The organism is Streptomyces sp. NPDC007971, from assembly GCF_042958635.1.
Taxonomy (GTDB): Bacteria; Actinomycetota; Actinomycetes; order Streptomycetales; family Streptomycetaceae; genus Streptomyces.
In genome coordinates, this window is the sequence record NZ_JBIBJK010000044.1 from 1 (window position 1) to 21,304 (window position 21,304).

13 protein-coding genes are annotated in these 21,304 nt (G+C 73.0%); 10 read left to right on the forward strand and 3 right to left on the reverse strand.

The genetic code is table 11. The features are described from left to right. From ACFZCP_RS45140 to ACFZCP_RS45175, 8 genes are all read left to right on the forward strand, one after another. A partial coding sequence (locus ACFZCP_RS45140) for a condensation domain-containing protein (RefSeq protein ID WP_391442863.1) occupies positions 1-2,151 on the forward strand: 2,151 nt, incomplete at its 5' end. Next, complete coding sequence (locus tag ACFZCP_RS45145; RefSeq protein ID WP_391442866.1) at positions 2,148-9,236, forward strand: amino acid adenylation domain-containing protein; 7,089 nt, start codon at positions 2,148-2,150, stop codon at positions 9,234-9,236. The genes ACFZCP_RS45140 and ACFZCP_RS45145, both read left to right, overlap by 4 nt. Positions 9,237-9,246: 10 nt before the next feature. Beyond that, entirely contained in the window at positions 9,247-10,302 is a 1,056-nt protein-coding gene (locus tag ACFZCP_RS45150) for an ATP-binding cassette domain-containing protein (RefSeq protein WP_391442871.1), read from the forward strand. After that, the gene (locus tag ACFZCP_RS45155) at positions 10,299-11,123 is read left to right on the forward strand and encodes an ABC transporter permease (protein ID WP_362701126.1); all 825 of its coding nucleotides are present in this window, start codon (positions 10,299-10,301) and stop codon (positions 11,121-11,123) included. Before ACFZCP_RS45150 ends, ACFZCP_RS45155 begins: the two co-directional genes overlap by 4 nt. A 26-nt stretch (positions 11,124-11,149) precedes the next feature. Next, positions 11,150-12,004 carry a tryptophan 2,3-dioxygenase family protein gene (locus ACFZCP_RS45160; protein WP_391442877.1) on the forward strand — a complete coding sequence of 285 codons (855 nt, stop codon included), beginning with the start codon at positions 11,150-11,152 and terminating at the stop codon, positions 12,002-12,004. Positions 12,005-12,048: 44 nt separating this feature from the next. Then, entirely contained in the window at positions 12,049-12,639 is a 591-nt protein-coding gene (locus ACFZCP_RS45165) for a DUF3995 domain-containing protein (protein WP_391442879.1), read from the forward strand. Between the two features lies 1 nt (position 12,640). Next, positions 12,641-13,198, forward strand: a complete 558-nt coding sequence (locus tag ACFZCP_RS45170) for a hypothetical protein (RefSeq protein WP_391442882.1) — start codon at positions 12,641-12,643, stop codon at positions 13,196-13,198. Positions 13,199-13,226: 28 nt separating this feature from the next. Next, on the forward strand, positions 13,227-14,468 hold the full coding sequence (locus ACFZCP_RS45175; RefSeq protein ID WP_362701136.1) for a cytochrome P450: 1,242 nt from the start codon (positions 13,227-13,229) through the stop codon (positions 14,466-14,468). A gap of 65 nt (positions 14,469-14,533) precedes the next feature. Here ACFZCP_RS45175 and ACFZCP_RS45180 read toward each other — a convergent pair whose 3' ends face one another. The 3 genes from ACFZCP_RS45180 to ACFZCP_RS45190 form a co-directional block, all read right to left on the reverse strand. Next, the gene (locus tag ACFZCP_RS45180) at positions 14,534-16,501 is read right to left on the reverse strand and encodes an AarF/UbiB family protein (RefSeq protein ID WP_391442887.1); all 1,968 of its coding nucleotides are present in this window, start codon (positions 16,499-16,501) and stop codon (positions 14,534-14,536) included. Positions 16,502-16,581: 80 nt separating this feature from the next. Next, complete coding sequence (locus ACFZCP_RS45185; RefSeq protein ID WP_391442890.1) at positions 16,582-18,723, reverse strand: MMPL family transporter; 2,142 nt, start codon at positions 18,721-18,723, stop codon at positions 16,582-16,584. A gap of 410 nt (positions 18,724-19,133) precedes the next feature. After that, positions 19,134-19,823, reverse strand: coding sequence for a hypothetical protein (locus ACFZCP_RS45190; protein WP_391442893.1), 690 nt, complete (start codon positions 19,821-19,823; stop codon positions 19,134-19,136). A gap of 248 nt (positions 19,824-20,071) precedes the next feature. Here ACFZCP_RS45190 and ACFZCP_RS45195 point away from each other — a divergent pair, with 248 nt between their 5' ends. Then, on the forward strand, positions 20,072-21,121 hold the full coding sequence (locus ACFZCP_RS45195; RefSeq protein ID WP_391442896.1) for a polyprenyl synthetase family protein: 1,050 nt from the start codon (positions 20,072-20,074) through the stop codon (positions 21,119-21,121). Between the two features lie 25 nt (positions 21,122-21,146). Continuing rightward, on the forward strand, positions 21,147-21,304 hold a 158-nt coding region (locus tag ACFZCP_RS45200; protein ID WP_391442899.1), incomplete at its 3' end, for a carboxyl transferase domain-containing protein.

A 21,304-nucleotide genomic window follows, 5' to 3' on the forward strand; every position in this document is an offset into this window, starting at 1 on the left:
GACGATCAGGTCAAGGTCCGTGGGTTCCGGATCGAACTCGGCGAGATCGAGGCCGTGTTGGCCCGCCAGGAGAGTGTCGGCCAGGTCGCCGTTCTCGTCCGGGAGGACTCTCCCGGTGTCAAACAGCTCGTCGCCTACGTCGTCCCGCGTGCCGGAGCGACGGCCGACCCGGCGAGGCTGCGGTCGCAGGTGGGCGAGGCGCTGCCCGACTACATGGTCCCGGCCGCGGTGGTGGTGCTGGCGGAGTTCCCGCAGACCCCCAACGGCAAGCTGGACCGCAAGGCCCTGCCCGCTCCCGACCTGTCCGCGGCCCCCGGCGGACGCCAGGCCGGCACCGAGCGCGAAGAGACCATCAGCCGGATCTACCGGGAACTGCTGAACCTCTCCTCGGTCGGTGTCGACGACAGCTTCTTCGACCTCGGCGGCGACAGCATCATGTCCATCCAGCTCGTCAGCCGCGCCCGCGCCGCCGGACTCGTCATCACCCCGCGGCAGGTCTTCGAACACCGCACCGTGGCCGCGCTCGCCGCCGTCGCGGGCAGCCTGGACCAGGTCGTCGGCGAAGGCCCCGACCTCGGCATCGGCGAGGTGCCGCTCACGCCGGCCGTGCACTGGCTGCGCGAACGCGGCGGACCCATCGGCCGCTTCAACCAGTCCATGCTCGTGCAGGCCCCCGCGGGCCTCACCGAGGACCGGCTCACCACCGCCCTCCAGACGCTCCTCGACCACCACGACGCCCTGCGCGCCCGGCTGATCAGGGAGACCGGGCAATGGCGGCTGGAGGTGCCCGAGCGCGGCACCGTGGACGCCGCCGGACGGGTGCTGCGCATCGACGCGGCCGGCCTGGACGCCGTACAGCTGCGCACGCTCACCTCGCGCGAGAGCGAGGCCGCCTGGGGGAGGATCGACCCGGACGCCGGGGTGATGCTCCAGGCGGTCTGGTTCGACACCGGGGCCGGGCAGGCCGGGAGGCTGCTGCTGGTGGCCCACCACCTGGTCGTCGACAACGTGTCCTGGCAGATCCTGGTGCCCGACCTGGCCGCAGCCTGCGAGGCGCTCGACCAGGGCGCCGAGCCGGCACTCCAGCCGACCGGCACCTCGTTCCGCCGCTGGGCACAGCACCTGCTGGAGCTCGCCCACACCCCACAGCGCGAGGCCGAACTCCCGCTGTGGGAGGGCATGCTCGAAGAACCGGACCCGCTGCTGGGGGACCGCCCGCTCGACCCCGGCCAGGACGTGTTCGCCACCATGCGCTTCCTGACCACCACCGAGACCGCCGAGCACGTCGCCCCGCTGCTGACCACCCTTCCGGCCGCCTACCGGGCGGGCGTCAACGACGTCCTGCTCACCGCCCTCGCCCTGGCGGTCGCCGACTGGCGGGCCCGCCGCGGCGAGGAGGACGAGACCGCGGTCCTCGTCGACCTGGAGGGGCACGGGCGGGAGGACGTCGTCGACGGCGTCGACCTGTCCCGCACCGTCGGCTGGTTCACCAGCCTGCACCCGGTCCGTCTGGACCCGGGCGGGTACGACCCGGCCGGCCCGGACGCCAGTGGTGCGGCCCTCGGCGAGGCGCTCAAGCGGGTCAAGGAGCAGCTGCGCGCCGTGCCCGACCACGGCCTGGGCTTCGGCCTGCTGCGCCACCTCAACCACGACACCCGGGACGTGCTCAGGGACCTCCCGGGCCCCCAGATCAGCTTCAACTACCTGGGCAGGTCCGCTCCGGCGGGCAGCGGCGCAGCCGCGCCCTGGACGCCGGTCGCCGACGCGGAGATGGTCGGCGGCGCCGACCTCTCCGGCGGCCGGCCCGACCCGGAGACCCCGCTCACCCACGCCCTCGGCGTCAACGCCATGACCGAGGACCACCCGGACGGGCCGCGCCTGCTGCTCGTCTGGTCCTGGCCGCAGACCCTGCTGCACGAAGAGGACGTCCGCGAACTCACCGCCTGCTTCTCGCGCGCCGTACAGGCGCTCGCGGCCCACGCCGCGCAGGCCGGCATCGGCGGACTCACCCTGTCGGACCTGTCACTGGTCCGGCTCAGCCAGGACGAACTCGACGCCTTCACCTCGGGCGCCGGGCCTCTCGCCCCGGACCACCGGGACGACGAGGAAGACGAGGACGACTTCACGGACGAATGGGAGATGGCCAAGTGAGCAAGCCCGCAATCGAGGACGTCCTCCCACTGTCGCCACTGCAGGAGGGCATGCTGTTCCAGGCCCTGTACGACGAGGACGGACCGGATCTCTACGTCCACCAGCTCCTCCTCGACCTCGAAGGGCCCCTGGACACCCGCGCCCTGCGCCTGGCCGCACGCGCCCTGCTCAAGCGGCACGCCAACCTGCGGGTCGGCTTCCGGCACGACCGGTCGACCGAGCCCGTGCAGCTGGTGCACAGCCAGGTCAAGGTGCCCTGGGCGCAGATCGACCTCAGCGCCCTGGACGAGGACAAGCGGGAGGCCGAGCTCGCCCGGCACGCCGACGAGGACCGGGCGCGCGGCTTCGACCTCACCCGCCCGCCGCTGCTGCGCTTCACCGTCTTCCGGCTCGGCCCCGAGCGCTACCGGCTGATGCTGACCAAGCACCACATCCTCATGGACGGCTGGTCCGTGCCGGTGCTGGTCCGGGAACTGTTCGAGCTGTACGGCAGCAAGGGCGACCCGGCCGTGCTGCGCCCGGTCACCCCCTACCGCGACTACCTCGCCTGGCTCGCCGGCCAGGACGCGGACACCGCCCGCGAGGCCTGGCGCAGCGCCCTCGACGACATCGACGAGCCGACCCTCGTGGCCCCGGTGCACCGCGGCCGGGAGCTGGTACGGCCCGGCTGGCTGCGGCACGAGGTACCCGCGGAGATCACCGCGGCGCTGCTGGCCTTCGCCCGCAGCCGCTCGCTGACCGTCAACACCGTCGTCCAGGGCGTCTGGGGACTGCTGCTGTCCGCCCTCACCGGCCGCGACGACGTGGTCTTCGGTGCCATCGTCTCGGGCCGGCCACCGGAGATCCCGGGCGTCGACACCATGGTCGGGCTGTTCATCAACACCCTGCCGGTACGCGTCCGGTTCCGTCCCGAGGAGCCCCTCGCGGACGCGCTCACCCGGCTGCAGACCGAACAGGCCGGACTCCTCGCCCACCAGCACGTCCGGCTGACCGACGTGCAGCAGCTCTCCGGACACCAGGAGCTGTTCGACACCACGCTGGTCTTCCAGAACTACCCCGTCGACCCGACCACCGAGGAACTGGAGATCGACGGCGTCCGGTTCAGCGGCGTCGACGGCCGTGACGGCGCCCACTACCCGCTCAACCTCGCCGCCGGACTGATGGGCGACGACCTGCACCTGCGGCTGTGCTACGCCCCCGACCTGTTCGACGAGGCGACCGCCCGGTCCGTCCTGGACCGGCTGGTACGGCTGTTCACGGACGTCGTCGCCGACCCCGCCCGGCCCGTCGGCCGGCTCGACCTGCTCTCCCCGGCGGAGCGCAGGCGCCTGCTCGGCGACTACAACGACACCGTCCGCGAGATCCCCCCGGCGACCCTGCCCGAGCTGTTCCGGGCCCGGGTGGCCGAGACGCCCGACGCGCCCGCGCTGCACTTCGGCGCCGCCACCGTCTCCTACGCCGAACTGGACGCCCGCGCCAACCGGCTGGCCCGCAGGCTCATCGGACTGGGCGTCGGGCCCGAGCAGTTCGTCGCGGTCTGCGTGCCCCGCTCGGTGGAACTGGTCACCGCCCTGTGGGCGGTGCTCAAGGCCGGAGCCGGGTATCTGCCGCTCGACCCCGCCTACCCTGCCGACCGCCTCTCCTACATGGTGGCCGATGCCCGCCCCAGCCTGCTGATCACCACCGGCGCGGCCGCCGGAGCAACCGCCGACGCGGCCCCGGGCGTGCCCCGGCTCGTCCTGGACGAACCCGCCGAACAGGCAGCCGTCGCCGCCTGCGACGACGGCGACGTCACCGACGCCGACCGGCGCACGCCGCTGACCACCGCACACCCGATGTACATCATCTACACCTCCGGCTCGACCGGCCGCCCCAAGGGCGTCGTCGTCCCGCACCACGGCCTGGCGAGCCTGGTCGCCACCCAGGCCGACGCCGTCCAGGCGGGCCCGGGAAGCAGGGTGCTGCAGTTCGCGTCGGTGAGCTTCGACGCCGGCTTCTGGGACCTGTCGATGGGCCTGCTCTCCGGCGCCGCGCTCGTCCTCGGCTCCGCGGACGACCTGCTGCCCGGCGATCCGCTCGCCGCCCTGGTCCGCAGGCACCGGATCACCCACGCCACCCTGCCGCCGGTCGCGCTCGCCTCGCTCCCGGCCGGCCCCGAGGTGCTCGCCGGAGCCACCCTCGTCTCCACCGGCGACGCCTGCACACCCGAGCTCGTCGCCCGCTGGGCACCGGGCCGCCGTATCCTCAACGGCTACGGCCCGACCGAGACCACCGTCGGCGCCACCATGAGCGCTCCCCTCGGCGTCGGAGGCACCCCTCCCATCGGACGCCCCTTCGTCAACTCCCGCGTGTACGTCCTGGACCGCTGGCTGCGGCCGGTGCCCCCCGGCGCGGTCGGCGAGATGTACATCGCGGGCCCCGGCCTCGCCCGGGGTTACCACGAGCGGCCCGGACTGACCGCGCAGCGGTTCGTGGCCGACCCCTTCGGCCCCGCCGGTTCCCGCCTCTACCGCTCCGGCGACCTCGGCCGGTGGCGGGCCGACGGGCAGCTGGAGTTCGTCGGCCGTGCCGACAACCAGGTCAAGGTCAGGGGCTTCCGCATCGAACTCGGGGAGATCGAGTCGGTGCTCGCCCAGCACGAGACCGTCGGCCACGCCGTCGTCGTCGTACGCGAGGACGAGCCCGGCGACAAACGGGTCGTGGCCTACGTCGTCGCGGCCGAGGGCCGTCGGGCGGACCCGGAAGCCCTGCGCGAGCACATCGGCGCCGTGCTCCCCGAGTTCATGGTGCCCTCCGCCACCGTCGTGCTCGACGAGTTCCCGCTGACCCCCAACGGCAAGGTCGACCGCAAGGCCCTGCCCGCGCCGGAACTCGCCGGCTCCACCACCGGCCGGGCACCCGAGACCGCGGAGGAGGAGGCCCTGTGCGCCCTCTTCGCCGAGGTGCTGGGCCTGGAGACGGTCGGCGTCGACGACAGCTTCTTCACCCTCGGCGGGCACTCCCTGCTCGCCACCCGCCTGGTCAGCCGGGTCCGCTCCGACCTGGGCGTGGAACTCGCCATCCGGGCCCTGTTCGAGGCGCCGACGCCGGCCGAGCTGGCCGCACGGGTCGCCGCGGCCGGCGGTGCCCGCCCTCCGCTGCGCGCGACGGACCGGCCCGACACGGTGCCGCTGTCCTTCGCCCAGCGCCGGCTGTGGTTCCTCAACCGGATGGAAGGCCCGAGCGCCACCTACAACATCCCGCTGGCCGTGCGTCTGCACGGCCCCGTCGACCGGGACGCGCTCGATGCGGCCCTCGCCGACGTGGCGGAACGCCACGAGACCCTGCGCACCGTCTTCCCGGCCACCGACGGCGAACCCCGCCAGCAGGTGCTGCCCGCCGACCCGACCCGCACCGCCTTCGCCTTCACCGGCACCACCGAGGACGGGCTCGGCCCCGCGCTGGCGGCCGAGGCCGCCCGCGGATTCGACCTGACCGGCGAAGTCCCGCTGCGCGCCACCCTGTTCAGCACCGCCGCCGAGGAGCACGTGCTGCTCCTGGTGGTGCACCACATCGCCACCGACGGCTGGTCGATGGCTCCGCTGGCCCGTGACCTCGCCACCGCCTACGCGGCCCGCCGGGCGGACGGCACACCTGCCTGGACACCGCTGCCCGTGCAGTACGCGGACTACGCGCTGTGGCAGCGCAGGGTGCTCGGCGACGAGCAGGACCCGAGGAGTGTCGCCGCCCAGCAGATCGCCCACTGGAAGCAGACCCTGGACGGCCTGCCCGACCAGCTCGAACTGCCCCTGGACCGGCCCCGGCCCGCGGTCCTCGGCAACCACGGCGCCGGCCTGCCGTTCACCCTGGACGCCATGCTGCACGCCCGGCTCGCCCGGCTCGCGCACGACACCCGCGCCAGCATGTTCATGGTGCTGCAGGCAGCCTTCGCCGCCGTCCTGACCGCGGAGGGTGCGGGCACCGACATCCCCGTCGGCACCCCGGTCGCCGGCCGCACCGACGACGCCCTCGACGACCTCGTCGGCTTCTTCGTCAACACCCTGGTGCTGCGCACCGACACCTCCGGCACCCCCACCTTCCGGGAACTGGTCGCCCGGGTCCGCGAGACCGACCTCGCCGCCTACGCCCACCAGGACCTGCCGTTCGAGCGGCTCGTGGAGGTGCTCAACCCCGCCAGGTCGCTGGCCCGGCATCCGCTCTTCCAGGTGCTGCTCTCCGTCCACAACAACGCCGAGGCCGACTTCCGGCTCGACGGCCTCACCACGAGCCCGTACGCCGCCGAGTCCGCCGTCGCCAAGTTCGACCTGGCCGTGCACCTCGGCGAACGCTTCGACTCCGCGGGCACCCCGGCCGGCGTCGACGGAGTGCTGCAGTACAACACCGAACTGTTCGACCGCAGCACCGCGCAGCGGCTCACCGAGCGGCTGAACACCCTGCTCACCGCGGCCACCGACCGGCCCGACGCACCCGTGTGCACCCTCGACGTGCTCACGCCCGAAGAGCGCCGCGCCCTGCTCGCCCACGGCGACGGCGGCACCCATGAGGTGCCCGAGGAGCCGCTGCCCGCGCTGTTCCAGGCCCAGGTGCGGCGAACCCCGCACGCCACCGCGGTCGTCGCCGACGACGAGACGCTCACCTACGAGGAGCTGAACACCCGCGCCAACCGGCTCGCCCGGCTGCTGGCGGCCCACGGAGCCGGCCCCGAGCGGCTGGTCGCGATCGCGCTGCCCCGCTCGGCCCGTCTGGTGGTCGCCCTGCTGGCGGTGCTGAAGTCCGGCGCGGCCTATCTGCCGCTCGACCCGGACCACCCGGCCGAGCGCACCCGGTTCGTGCTCGCCGACGCGGCCCCCGTGCTGCTGCTGAGCGAGAGCGGCACGGCCGCCGGGCTCCCCGCCGGCCCCGCCCCGCTGCTGCTCGACGACCCCGGCACCGTCCGGGACCTGGCGGAACGGGACGGCGACGACCTCACGGACGCGGACCGCACCGCCCGGCTCCGCCCGGCGCACCCGGCCTACGTCATCTACACTTCCGGCTCGACCGGCCGGCCCAAGGGCGTGGTGATCGAACACCGCTCGGTCACCGACTACCTGAGCTGGACGGCCGGCGCCCACCCGAGCGCCGCGGGCACCGCCCTGCTGCACTCGCCGGTCACCTTCGACCTGACCGTGACCGCCCTCTACACCCCGCTGGTCACCGGCGGCCAGGTCCGGATCGCCGCACTCGACGACGAACCGGGCGCCGGCAGCGGCATCACGTTCCTGAAGGCGACCCCCAGCCATCTGCCGCTGCTCGCGGCCGCGCCCGACGCCCACGTTCCCACCGGCGAACTCCTCGTCGGCGGCGAGGCGCTGACCGGCGAGGCCCTCGGCGCGTTCCGTGCCCGCAGGCCCGGCGCCACCGTGATCAACGTGTACGGACCGACCGAGGCCACCGTCAACTGCACGCAGTACCGCATCGAGCCGGGCCGGGAGCTGCCCGCCGGGCCGGTGCCGATCGGCCGCCCGTTCGCCAACACCCGGGCCCATGTGCTCGACGCGTGGCTGCGCCCCGTCCCGGCCGGTGTGCGCGGGGAGCTGTACATCGCCGGCGCGAGCCTGGCCCGCGGATACCTCGACCGGGCCGCGCTCACCGCCGAACGCTTCGTCGCCGACCCGTTCGGGCCGGCCGGGACGCGGATGTACCGCACCGGCGACCTCGCCCACTGGGACGCCGAGGGCAGGCTCGTCTACGACGGCCGAGCCGACGGCCAGGTCAAGCTGCGCGGCTTCCGCATCGAGACCGGGGAGATCGAGGCCGTCCTGACCGGGCACCCGGGCGTCGGCCGGGCCGCCGTGGTGCTGCGCGAGGACACCCCGGGCGACCAGCGGCTGGTCGCCTACCTCACCGGGGACGCCGTGGGCGGGACGGACGAGCTGCGGGCACGGGTCGCCGACGCCCTGCCGGAGTACATGGTGCCCGCCGCGTTCGTGACCCTCGACGCCCTGCCGCTCAACCACAACGGCAAGCTCGACGTACGGGCCCTGCCCGCACCGGGGTTCACGTCCCTACGGGCCTACCGCGCGCCGCGCTCGCCCCGCGAGGAACTGCTGTGCGCCCTGTTCGCCGAGGTGCTCGGGGCACAACGGGTCGGAATCGACGACGACTTCTTCGACCTGGGCGGCCACTCCCTGCTGATCATGCGGCTGGCCGGCCGTATCCGCGAGGACCTGGGCGTGAGTCTCACCGTCCGCACCGTCTTCGAGGCGCCGACGGTCGCCCGGCTCGCCGCCCGGCTCGGCGGAGAGGGCCGCGACGAGTCGCTCGACGACGCCCTGGAGGTCCTGTTGCCGCTGCGGTCCACGGGCACCCTGCCGCCGCTGTTCTGCGTGCACCCCGGCCTCGGCGTCGGCTGGGTCTACTCCGGGCTCGTACCGGCCCTGGAACGCGACCGTCCGGTGTACGCGCTGCAGGCCCGGGGACTGACCGGGGACGACCGGCTCCCGGCGACGGCCGAGGAGATGGCCGACGACTACCTGGCCCGGATCAGGGAGGTCCAGCCGCACGGCCCGTACCACCTGCTCGGCTGGTCCTTCGGCGGTCTGGTCGCCCACCTCATGGCCACCCGTCTGCAGGCCGAGGGGGAGGAGGTCGCCCTGCTCGCCCTCCTCGACGCCTACCCGACCGGACGCAGGCACGTCGAACATCACGGCGACGACTTCCTGCGCGGACTGGCCGGGCTCACCGGCCGGGCACCCGCCGACGACGGCCGGCCGCTCGACCACGCGGCCGTGGCGGAACTGCTCGGCACCGGCGAGACGGGCCTGGCCGGACTGCAGGCCCGGCACGTGGCGGCCATCGAGCGGGTCGCCGCCAACAACCAGGCCGTCGGTGACGCACTGCGGCCCGGCGTGTACCGCGGCGACGTCCTGTACTTCCTCGCCACCGAGGACCGCGGCGAGGACGCACCGAGCGCCGAGACCTGGCAGCCCCATGTGGCAGGACGGCTGGACATCCGCGAAGTCGCCTGCGCCCACGACGAGATGACCCGTCCCGGGCCGATCGCAGAGATCGGCCGAGTGCTCGCGGACCGAGTCCGCGGTGAGTGAGGAGCGAACAGTGGACCTGGCGATACACACGGAGGGACTGCGCAAGCGGTACGGCGACCACGAGGCCCTGCGCGGCGTCGACCTCGCGGTCCCGGCCGGCACCGTGCTCGGCGTGCTCGGCCCCAACGGCGCGGGCAAGACCACGACCGTGCGCATCCTCGCCACCCTGCTCGAACCCGACGCGGGCACCGCCCGGGTGGCCGGGTACGACGTGGTGCGCGAGCGCCGGCAGGTGCAGCGGGCCATCGGCCTCACCGGCCAGTACGCGGCCGTCGACGAGCAGCTCACCGGCGCCGAGAACCTGCGGATGATCGGCATGCTGCAACGGCTGTCCCGCCCCGCGGCCAGGCAGCGGGCGGCCGAACTGCTCGACCGCTTCGACCTCGCCGACGCCGCGGGCCGGCCCGCCGGCACCTACTCGGGCGGCATGCGCCGCCGGCTGGACCTGGCGGCCAGCCTGGTCGCCCGGCCGTCCGTGCTCTTCCTGGACGAGCCGACCACCGGACTCGACCCGGCCAGCCGGCTCGGCCTGTGGGAGATGATCCGCGAGGAGGTCGCGGCAGGGGTCACCGTGCTGCTCACCACCCAGTACCTGGAGGAGGCCGACGAACTGGCCGACCGGATCGTGGTCGTGGACTCCGGCCGGGTGATCGCCGAAGGGACCTCCGACGAACTCAAGCGCCGGGTCGGCGGTGAGCGCCTGGAAGTGGCGCTCACCGATCCCGCCCAGCGTCCCGCCGCGGTCGCCGCGCTCAGCCGCGCCGTGGGCGCGGTGCCGTACGCCGACGACGCCGGCCGGGTGCTGTCCGTGCCGCTGGACGGCGGTCTGCACGACATCGCCGAGGCGGCCGTGGAGCTGCGGTCCGCCGGGGTCACGGTGACGGACTTCGCGGTCCGCCGCCCGTCCCTCGACGACGTCTTCCTCAGCCTCACCACAGGCACCGGCACCCCCGCACACACCGAGGGCCGCACCGACGACCGCGGCGACGACCACAACGAGAAGCGCGGCGACGACCACAACCGGAACCGCAGCGACGACCGCAGCGAGGAGTGGAGCGCGGCATGAGCACACTGACCCCGACGGCACCCCGTGACGGGCTGCTGTCCGCCCTGAACGACGGGCTGATCTGCCTGGAACGGCATCTGCGGCACCTGCGGCGGGCCCCCGGACGGCTGGTCAACGCCGTCCTGCTGCCCATGGTGTTCGTCCTGCTCTTCGGCGTGCTGTTCGGCAGCGTCATCGAGGTGCCGCACGGCGACTACGCCGAGTTCATCATGGCGGGCATCTTCGTCCAGGGCGTCATGAGCGCCGTCCCGGGCACGGCGGTCGGCGCCGTCGACGATCTGCGCAACGGGCTCGTCGACCGCTTCCGCTCCCTGCCCATGTCGGGTGCGGCCGTGCTCATCGGACGTACCCTCGGCGACACCGTGCTGCGCGCGCTCAGCTGCCTGGCCATGGCCGCGGTCGGCCTCGGCATCGGCTGGCGCACCCACGAGAGCGCGCCCAAGGTCCTCGCCGGCTTCGGCATCCTGCTGCTCTTCGGCTTCACGCTGGCGTGGCTGGGCGCCTACATCGGGCTCTCGCTCGGCGACCCGACGACCGCGTCGTCCGTGCCGTCGCTGCTGCTGATGCCCGTGTTGTTCCTGTCCAACGCCTTCATCCCGCTCACCGGACTGCCGCACTGGCTGACCGTGGCGGCCGAGTGGAACCCGCTGAGCTCCGTGGTCGGCGCCTGCCGCGAACTGTGGGGCAACCCGGCCGCCACCACGGGGCACTCCTTCCCGAACGATCACCCCGTCGTGCTCAGCCTGGCCTGGATGGCGCTGATCCTCGCGGTCGTCGCCCCCCTGGCCGTCCGCAAGTACCGCACCGCCGTCGCTCGTTGAGCGTCGCACACCGAGGGGACCATCCCATGACCGACACCATCGCCGAACCCCTGACGCACCCCGCAGCCCCCGCCGAACCGCTCTCCTACGGCTCGTACCTGGAGGTCCCCGAACTCCTCACCCTCCAGCGCCCGCGCACCGACGCGCACGACGAGATGCTGTTCATCATCACCCACCAGGCCATCGAGCTGTGGTTCTCCTGCGCACTGCACGAGCTGGAGGGCGTGCGCGACGCACTTCAGGACGAACGCTTCGGCGCGGCCCGCCGCGGGCTGCGCCGTCTGAACCGGGTCGCTTCGCTGTGGCTGGGCCACCTCGATGTGCTCGCCACCATGACGCCCGCCGGTTTCAACGAGTTCCGCGGCGCGCTCGGCGAGTCCAGCGGCTTCCAGTCCGTGCAGTTCCGCGAGGTGGAGATGGTCTCCGGGCTGCGCGACCGCCGCTACCTGAACCTGCCCGGCGCCACCGTCGCCGAGCGCGAACGACTGCTGAGCCGCTTCCACGAGCCCAACCTGAACGACGTGTTCACCCAGGTGCTGCGGCGCCGCGGGCTCACCTGCGAGGACCTCTTCGCCCCGGGCCGGTCCGAGGAGGAACTGCGCGACACGGCCGAGGACCTCCTCGAGTACGACGCGTTCTTCCACCGCTGGCGCTACCAGCACTGGCTGCTGGTGGCGCGCGCGCTCGGCACCCGGCCCGGCAGCGGCGGCAGTTCGGGATCGGAGTTCCTGCGCTCCACCCTCGACAAGTGGTTCTTCCCCGAACTGCACGAGGCCCGCAGTCACGTTCACGCCACACCTGCGGAAGAGCGTGACACGGGGTCCGGCGGCGAGACAGTCTACGGCTGCCCGATGGGGTACGGATCCGAGCTGTCCGCCTGACCCGGATCCGACGGGAACACACCGTCCACCGCGATTGGAACGTCATGGAAAGCACACCCGCTGCCGTCACCCGCGCCCTGGCCCGTGTCAACGAGCGGGCCCGCCGTACACTGCCCGCGACGGCATGGCAGCGCAGAACGGCCTTCACCGCCTGTGCGTGGATGGTCGTGTTCGCGGCGTTCCACAGCTACTGGGCCCTGGGCGGGACGATCGGGCTGCCGCCCGGCGAATCCCTGGTCGACAACAAGCCGTTGTTCGTCATCGACCTGATCGCCATACCGATGAACCTCGGCGGGGCCGCGCTCTCGCTCGCCCTGGTGCAGAACTGGGGCCTGTTCTTCCCGCGCCGCCTGGTGCTGTTCGGAGCCTGGGGCTGCGCCCTGCTGATGATCTTCCACGCCGCACCGGCCATGGTGGACCTTGCGGTCTTCCTCGCCGGGCAGCGTGACAAGCCGCTGACCGGGGAGGACCGGTTCAGCGTCCTCGTCTACGAGCCCTACTGGATGCTCGGCGGTCTGCTGTTCCTCGTCATGGCCCTGGGCTTCCAGCGACGCACCCGGCAGCCGGCCACGGCCCGCGACGCGACGACCGCGACGACCGCGACGGCCGAGCCGGTCCGGGAAGGAAGTGACTGACATGGCCGACCGGGCGATGGACCGGCTGCTGCCCCGCTGGGACCACCGGGAGCGGCACACGATCGCGGTGCGGGCACCGGGCGAACGGGTACTGCGCGCGGTCGACGAGACCCGCTGGCGCGACCTGCCCCTCTTCCACGTCCTGATGCTGGCCGGCTCCCTCGGCACCCGCCGGGACAAGGCCGGCGAACCCTTCCTGGCCTCCATGACCAGCGGCGGCTTCACCGAACTGCACCGCGACGAAAGCCAGTTGGTGATCGGGGCGGTCGTCGCCACCGAGGAGCCCAAGGGGCCGGCCCGTCTCGCCGAACCGGTCGCGGACGCCTTCGCGGCCTTCGACCGGCCCGGCCACTACAAGGTCGCCTTCGACTTCCGCGTCGGCGAGGGACGACTGACCACCGAGACGCGGGTGCTCAGCACCGACGAGGCGGCCCGGCGCCGGTTCGCCCGCTACTGGATGCTCATCCGCCTGCCCAGCGGCCTCATCCGCCGCGAGTGGCTGCACGGCATCCGGCGGCGCGCCGAGTCGCCGGCCGGCGCACGCCCACCGAACCCATGAACCCGTGGAACAGACAGTGAGAGCGGACATGACTGCGACCGAGACCGTCCGGGCCGTACCTGGTGACCTGGACGCCGTGGATCTCACCGACCCCAGCACCTTCGTCACCGACAGCCCCGAAGAACTGCACGACCTCTGGCGGCGGTTCCGCACCGAGCGCCCGGTCCACCACCACCGGCCCGCCGCGGGCCGGCCGGGCTTCTGGGCGCTCACCCGCTACGAGGACGTGCTGGCCGTCTACAAGGACAACGACCGGTTCACCTCCGAACGCGGCAATGTGCTCGCCACCCTGCTGCAGGGCGGCGACTCGGCGGCCGGGAAGATGCTCGCCGTCACCGACGGCCCCCGCCACCGTGCCATCCGCAACCTGATGCTCAGGTCGTTCTCGCCGCGTGCCCTGCGCCACGTGGTCGAGCAGGTGCGCATCCGCACCCGGGACCTGCTCGCCCAGGCGGTGGACCGTGACGGCTTCGACTACGCGGAGGCGATCGCCGAGCACATCCCGATGGGCACCATCTGCGACCTGATGGCCGTGCCCCCGCAGGACCGCCAGCCGCTGCTCGACTGGAACAAGCAGGTGCTCAGCGCCGACAGCAGCGAGGGCACCGTGGACGACGCCTGGCTCGCCCGCAACGAGATCCTGCTGTACTTCTCCGACCTGGCGCGCAGCCGCCGCAGGAACCCCGGCGACGACGTCATCAGCGCCCTGGCCACGGGGGAGATCGAGGGCAGGCCGCTCACCGAGGAGGAGATCGTCCTCAACTGCTACAGCCTCATCATCGGAGGGGACGAGTCCAGCCGGATGGCGTCCATCGGTGCGGTGCTCGGCTTCATCGAACACCCCGGGCAGTGGCGGGCGTTCAAGGCCGGCGAGGTGGGCGTGGACAGTGCCACCGAAGAGGTGCTGCGCTGGACCACGCCGGCGATGCACTTCGGCCGCCGTGCCCTGGTCGACGTGGAGATCGGGGACCGCACCGTACCGGCCGGCGACGTCGTCACCCTGTGGAACAGCTCCGCCAACTTCGACGAGAGCGTGTTCGCCGACCCGGGCCGCTACGACCTGGGCCGCACCCCCAACAAGCACGTGACCTTCGGCTTCGGACCGCACTTCTGCCTCGGCGCGTTCCTCGGCCGCGAGGAGCTCAAGGCGCTCCTCGCGGCGCTGCGGGACATGGTCGCCGAGGTGGAGTCGCGGGGACCCGCCCGGCGCGTGTACTCCAACTTCCTGTACGGCTACAGCAGTCTGCCGGTGGCGTTCACGGCCGCCTGAGCCGGACCCGCCCCCGGGCGCCCGCCCCGGGCGGGCCGGGGGCGGGCGGCCCGGCTCCCCGTGGTTCAGCGCCCGGGGAGCCGCCGCTGGGACCGGAAGACGGTGAACACCACCCGGATCACCAGGACGGAGCTGACCACCAGCACGTTGTAGCCGAGAAGCTGGTACAGCGCGAGCGAGGGGCCGAGCCTGGGCCCGTTGCGGGTGCCGAGCAGCAGCACCCCGACCAGCGCGGTGATCCCGCCCAGGAATGCCAGCAGCACATCGTGCACGAGGGACCTGACGAAACGGCGGTCGCGCTCGTCCGCGAGCAGCCGGACCTGCACCCCCAGCCGGCCGTGCTCCAGCGAGTTGGTGATCCGCTCGATGCGGCGCGGCAGCCGGCGCAGCATCGGCGCCAGCGCGAGCGTCTCCTCCGCCAGCACCCGGCCGACGGACTGCGGGGTCAGCTTGCGCTGCAGCTGCTCCGCGGCGAAGGCGCGGGCCTCGGCGACGATGTCGAAGCCGGGGACCAGCTGCTCCATGGCCCCCTCCAGGGTCGCCAGGGCCCGGAAGGTCGCGGCGATCTCCGGCGGCACGGTCAGCCCGTGCCGGGCGACCAGCAGGAACAGGTCGGCGAACATCTCGCGGTCGGGCCGCACCCCGGGGGTGAGATGGCGGGCCATGAACCGGCCGAGAGCCCGCTCCAGACGCATCTCGTCGATGTCCTCGCGGCGGTCCACCAGTTCCAGGAGCGCGTCGGCCAGGGCGACCGGGTCGCTGCGGTGGATGGCGAGCAGCAGATTGCCGAGCGCCGCCCGCAGCACCCTGTCGATACGGCCGACCGAGCCGAAGTCGAGCAGACCGAGCTTGCCGTCGTCGAGCAGCATGATGTTGCCGGGGTGCGGGTCGGCGTGGAACACACCGCCGATCATGATCTGCTCCAGCACGCATTCCAGCAGCTGGCGGGCCAGCTCCGTGCGGTCCAGGCCGCGTTCGTCGATGACGGCGCCCGCGGCGTTGAGCGGGGTGCCGCTGAGGCACTCCAGCACCAGCACCCGCCGGCTGCACATCTCCTCGTGCACGAGCGGCATCCGGACCGTGGAGACCATGCCGGGGCGGTTGCCGGCTGCCCGGACCGTGGCCATGTTGCGGGCCTCGATACGGAAGTCCAGCTCCTCGTTGAGGGAGGTCGCGAAGCCCTCGGCGAGCTCCACCGCTCCCATGTCCCGGCCCCACGCCGTGTGTTCCTCGAACTTGCGGCTCATCCGGAACAGGATGTCCAGGTCCCGGTCGACCACGTCACGGGCGGCGGGCCGCTGCACCTTGACCACCACCTCCTCGCCGGTGGTCAGCCGGGCCCGGTGCACCTGGGCTATGGACCCCGCGGCGAGCGGCTGTGCGTCGAACTGGGCGAAGAACGCGTCCGGTTCCCGGCCCAGCTCTTCGGTCAGCACCCGCTGCACCTGTTCCCAGGGTTCCGCCGCCACCTGGTGCTGCAGCTTGGTGAGCTCCACCACGAACTCGGGCGGCAGCAGGTCGTACCGGGTCGACAGCACCTGGCCGAGCTTGACGAACGTGGCCCCGGCGTCCTCCAGGGCCAGGCGCAGCCGGACCGCCAGCTGGCCGCGTTCCAGGGCTGCTTCGGGACCGCCGCGCCCGCGCCCGCGCAGCGCGCTGCCCAGCCCGTGGCGCACGGCGATCCGGCTCAGCTGGCCGTACCGGCGGGTGCGGGCCAGCCGCCGGCGCACCGCCTGCGGCCAGCGGACCACTCCGGACAGGGAGCCGGAGGGCACCACCGCCTCCGACAGGGCGAGGAAGCCCACCGCGACCAGCACGGTCAGCCCGATCTGCACCGAGACCAGGGCCCCGCGACGGGCCTCTCCCATCGCCTCGCCGATCAGACCGCTGGCCCCCATGGCCACCAGGCCGGTGAGGGCGGCGCGCATCTTGCCGATTCTCAGGCCGAGCAGGCGTCGCGCCCCGACCGACAGGAGCGCCACCGTGAGGACGAGGGTCAGGGCGGCGATGAACAGGAAAAGGGTGAGCTCCATCAGATGTGCGCCGCCCGGCCCCCCGCCCCCTGGGGGGACGGGGACCGGACGGCGCCCTCCTCTCGCACGGATCACATGGGTCACACGAGCGTGCGCTCGTCGTCCGGGACGGGGACCGGCGCCGGGGCGTCGGCCACCTGGTGACCCGGCCACCAGGCGCGGCGGCCGAGCAGGGTCGTCAGCGCGGGCACCAGGAGCATGGCCATCACGAAGGCGGACAGCAGGATGCCGAACGCCACCGCGAAGCCCATCTGCTGGAGCATGGAGTTCTCGGCGAGCATCAGCACGCCGAAGGTGCCGGCCAGGATCACCGAGGCCGCGCCGATGGTCGGCACGCAGCGGGCGACGGCCCGGGCCGTCGCCTCCCGCGGCGGGCGGCCCTGCTCGATCTCCTCGCGCAGCCGGGCCACCATCAGGATGTTGTAGTCAGTGCCGATCGCCACCACGAAGAGGTAGACGATCACCGGCAGCGTGAACAGCAGCCCGTCCTTGCCCTGGCTGTTCTGGAACAGCCAGACGGTGGCGCCCAGCGTGGCACCGAAGCCGAGCGCGACGGAGACCATCAGATAGAGCGGGGCGATCACGCTGCGCAGCAGCAGGCCGAGGATCAGCATGATGGCGACGCCCGCGACCGGGAAGACCACCTTGTAGTCGTGGTTCACCGCGTTCTCGATGTCGGCCAGCACCGCGGTGGTGCCGCCGACCAGCGCCTTCGAACCCTGTGGCGCGGCCCGGTGGGCGGCGTCCCGCAGCGGTCCTGAGACCAGCCCGATGGCCTTGTCCCCGGTGGGCTTGTGGTCCAGGACCACGCTGTACTGGGCGACCCGGCCGCCGGGGGCGAGCACGGGCGGGGAGACCTGGCCCACCCCGTCGACCTTGGCCAGCGCCGCGCCGTACGCGGCCAGCTGCGGCTTGGTCAGCGCACCGCCGCCGTCCTTCTCCAGGTAGACGGTGGTCGGGTCGGTCTCGCCGGCCGGGAACCCGCGCTGCATGTCCTTCATGGCCTGCACGGACTCCAGGTGCTGCGGCAGCGAGCTGGTGGTGTCGAACTCCGCGCGGAAGCCGAGCACGCCGGCGGCCAGCACCAGCAGCACACCGCCGGTGACGGTCGCGACGGCCGCCGGGCGCTGTGCGGCCAGCTTGCCGATCCGGCCCGCCAGCGCGTTCTTCGGCTGCTTGCGCCAGGACTTGGACGGCCAGTACGCCTTGGTGCCGAGCAGCGAGAAGACGGCGGGCACCAGGGTGAGTCCGGCGAGCAGGGCCACCGCCACCGAGATCGCGAGCGAGGGGCCCATCGTGCGCAGCATGCCCATGGTGGACAGCAGCAGCGCCATGAACGCGACGATGACGGCCCCGGCCGCGGAGGCGATGGTCTCACCGACCAGGGTGACCGCGGTGATCATGGCCTGCTTGGGTGCCTGCCCCGAGCGCAACTGCTCGCGGTGGCGGAAGAGCAGGAAGAGGATGTAGTCGGTGCCGACGCCGAACAGGACCACGATCAGGATGGCGGAGATGGAGTTGTCGGCCTTCAGACCGCCGAGCTCCGCCGCCGTGGAGATCAGTCCGGTGGCGACCATGAAGGCCACCCCGATGATGAGCACGGGGAGCACGGCGATCAGCGGGCTGCGGAAGATGATCAGCAGCAGGACGACGATGAGCACCAGCGTGGCCGACATGATCATGGCGTCGGTGTCGCCCGATGCGTTCTTGGAGTCCAGCGCGCTCGCCGCCTGCCCGGTGAGGCCGAGCTTGAGATCAGTGCCCTTGAGCAGCGGCCGGGCCTTCTCGCGCACCTTCCCGACCGAGTCCATCAGCCCCGGGTCGTAGGGGTCCTTGACGGTGGCGACGACACTGGCGATGGCGATCCGCCCGTTGGGCGAGACGGCCTGGGGGTCGGTCGCTATCCGCTTGATGTGGTCGATGCCGAGTCCCTGCAGACGGGAGGCGATCTCGGTGACCTCGGCCCGGTCCGCGGCCGTCAGCTTCCCGCCGTCGGCCCGCTGGAACACCGCGATGGCCGCCGGCTGCTCGTGCTGCGGGAAGGCGCGCTCCTGCACCTTGCCGGCCTGGACCGACTCGTAGTGCGAGGGCAGGAAGTCGGCCTGGTCACTGGTGGACTTCAGCTGCGGGGCGAGTACGGCCAGCGCCACCGCCGCGACGATCCAGGCCGAGATGGTCAGCCAGGGCCGGAGGACGGCTGCCCGTCCGATCCGTCCGAACATGAGACTCCTTCGTGAACGTTGGTATCCGCACGTCCCGGGCGCCCTCGCCGCTGCCGGAGGAGACGGTCGTCGCCTCCGGCAGCGGGCCCCGCAGGAGCAGGGGCGCGCAGGCCCGGCGCCGCCCGGCCTGCCCAGCGGGGCGATGGCCGGATGCCGGAGCCCGGAAGTGGGCCGGTGCGCCACTGAGTTCGTCGGTCATGACCGGAGGGTGGTCCGGTTGCCCGTGAGCGGTGTGGCGGGCCGATGCCCGGCAGGTCCGCACAGGGAGCACCTCCGGCGGGTTCGGTGCGGTGGGGGGTTTCGGCGAGTGTAGGAAGCGCGGGCCTCCGTATCCGGATCCGTGGCAGCTTGCTGCCATACGTCCGTGCACGTGACGGCCCGCGCCCCCGGGGACGCTCGTCCGAAACCGGTCAGGCGCAGCCGTGCCGCCAGTTCCAGCCGGCGAAGGTGTGGCGCAGCTCGACGTCAAAACGGCAGGAGGCGGTGCCGTCGGCGCCCAGGTCGACGAAGGAGTGGTGGCTGTTGGCGTACCAGTTCCCGGTCACGTCGAAGATGCCCCGGTAGCTGAAGTCCGCGTGCGCCTCGGCGTGGGAGGCGGCGCAGTCGGCCGTGCAGTCGGCGCCGTGGGCGGACGACGCCAGGGACCACCCGGCGTTCCACGGCTCACGGTTGTGCTGCTCGGTGGCGTCGGTGGCGGCGGTGACGACCCGGCCGCCGCCGGTGGTCCAGTCGGAGGTCGTGTACAGGCCGGTCATCCGGATGTTGCAGCAGTCGTACATCTCGTTCCAGCTGGAGATGTGGTGGGCGCCGTCCGTGGCGGTGGCGGCGGCCGTGGCCCGCCGTGCCGGCGCGGCCCCCTTCGCCCGGTCCACCGGCACCAGGCGCACCGCGCCGGGCCGCGGGGTGCAGTCCGCGCCGATCGAGACGTCCTGCTGCACCGCCATGCCCGCGGGCGGCACGGGCAGTGAACCCGTCAGCCGCAGTGTGCCGCAGGAGCGGGCGGCGGGCCGCGCGTCGTCCCCGGCGGCCAGGGCGGTGGGGGCGGCGGCGGTGAGCACGGCGGCGGCGAGCACGGCGGAGAGAGCGAATCGGGTACGCAATTCCCGTCCCTTTCAGGGGAGTCGAGTCCAAAGCAGTATTCGGAACGGGAACATAACGTCGGTCCCCGGATTCCGGACCGGCCGCCCGGAATATGGCAGGAACCTGACGCCGTGCGTTTCCCGGCGTGCCCCGCGGCGGGTGGCACCTTCATGTCAGCGCAGTTGAGGCGCACGGGGCCGGTGCGGAGAGTGGTCGTCCACATGTACGAAATCGACACTGCTCCATCACGCGTCGGAAGGGTCTGGCCATGAGTGTGCGGCACGTCGCCGGGACCGCGCCGGAAAATCTCGCCGAACCCCGGGAATCCGGTTCGCTCGGCCGGCTCGCCCTCGACGATCCCGGCCTGGAGGCCCGGCTCGGGGAATCCCTGGAGCGCGTCGAGAAATGGCTTCTGGCCCTGGCGCAGGACGCAGGCGATCCCCGCGTGGGCGCGCTCACCGGATATCTCGCCGAGGCCGGCGGCAAGCGGCTGCGCCCGCTGCTGGTGCTGCTCGGCGCCGAGTTCGGCGAACCGTGGCGGGAGGGGATCACCCAGGCCGCCGTCGTCGCCGAACTCGTCCACACGGCCTCGCTGTACCACGACGACGTCATGGACGGCGCCCCCACCCGGCACGGCGTGCCCAGCGTCCACGCCCGCTTCGGCGAACGGGCCGCGGTGTTCGGCGGCGACTGGCTGCTCGCCCGCGCCGCCCAGCTGGCCGCGCAGCTGGGCCCCGACGCCGTACAGCTCAACGCCCGTACCGCGGGGCGCCTGGTGGCCGGCCAGCTGCGCGAACTGACCGGCCCCGCCCCCGGGGAGGACCCCGTCACCCACTACTTCCAGGTGATCGCGGGCAAGACCGCGGCCCTGCTGTCGATGTCCCTCGGCATCGGCGCCCTCCAGGCGGGCGCACCCGGCGCCGTGACCCCCCTGACCGAGTACGGCGAACACCTGGGCGTCGCCTTCCAGATCGCCGACGACCTCCTCGACCTGCGGTCCCCGGCCGACGTCAGCGGCAAGGAGCGCGGCACCGACCTGCTCGCCGGCGTGCCCACCCTGCCGGTGCTGCTGGTCCTGGACGGCACCGGCCCGGCCGACGCCGAACTGCGCGACCTGCTCGCGACGGGCCCCGTCCCCGCGGCCGCCGCCCGGCGCGCCCTGGACCTCTTCGCCCGCTCGCCCGCCCTCGCCGAGACCGAGGCCGTGCTGCACCGCCGCCTGGACCGGGCCCGCGCGGCGCTCGACCCGCTGCCCGCGCTTCCGGCCCGGCACGCGCTGCTGGCCCTGTGCGACTACGTCGCCCACCGAACCAGCTGAACCGACAAGGGAGTCGGCCATGACGATGCAGGAGCGGATCGACGAACTCGACCGCATCCGCCGTGAAGTCCTCGACGGCGCACCGGCCGCGACCGAGGCGCAGCACGCCAAGGGCAAGCTGACGGCGCGGGAGCGCATCGAGCTGCTCCTGGACCCGGGGTCCTTCCAGGAGGTCGAGCAGCT

What these genes read in the sequence shown, in the direction of transcription:
- ACFZCP_RS45180 (WP_391442887.1), bottom strand. Translation starts at nt 16,501, where the DNA reads ATGGAGCTCACCCTTTTCCTGTTCATCGCCGCCCTGACCCTCGTCCTC.
- ACFZCP_RS45160 (WP_391442877.1), top strand. Translation starts at nt 11,150, where the DNA reads ATGACCGACACCATCGCCGAACCCCTGACGCACCCCGCAGCCCCCGCC.
- ACFZCP_RS45165 (WP_391442879.1), top strand. Translation starts at nt 12,049, where the DNA reads ATGGAAAGCACACCCGCTGCCGTCACCCGCGCCCTGGCCCGTGTCAAC.
- ACFZCP_RS45185 (WP_391442890.1), bottom strand. Translation starts at nt 18,723, where the DNA reads ATGTTCGGACGGATCGGACGGGCAGCCGTCCTCCGGCCCTGGCTGACC.
- ACFZCP_RS45175 (WP_362701136.1), top strand. Translation starts at nt 13,227, where the DNA reads ATGACTGCGACCGAGACCGTCCGGGCCGTACCTGGTGACCTGGACGCC.
- ACFZCP_RS45170 (WP_391442882.1), top strand. Translation starts at nt 12,641, where the DNA reads ATGGCCGACCGGGCGATGGACCGGCTGCTGCCCCGCTGGGACCACCGG.
- ACFZCP_RS45155 (WP_362701126.1), top strand. Translation starts at nt 10,299, where the DNA reads ATGAGCACACTGACCCCGACGGCACCCCGTGACGGGCTGCTGTCCGCC.
- ACFZCP_RS45195 (WP_391442896.1), top strand. Translation starts at nt 20,072, where the DNA reads ATGAGTGTGCGGCACGTCGCCGGGACCGCGCCGGAAAATCTCGCCGAA.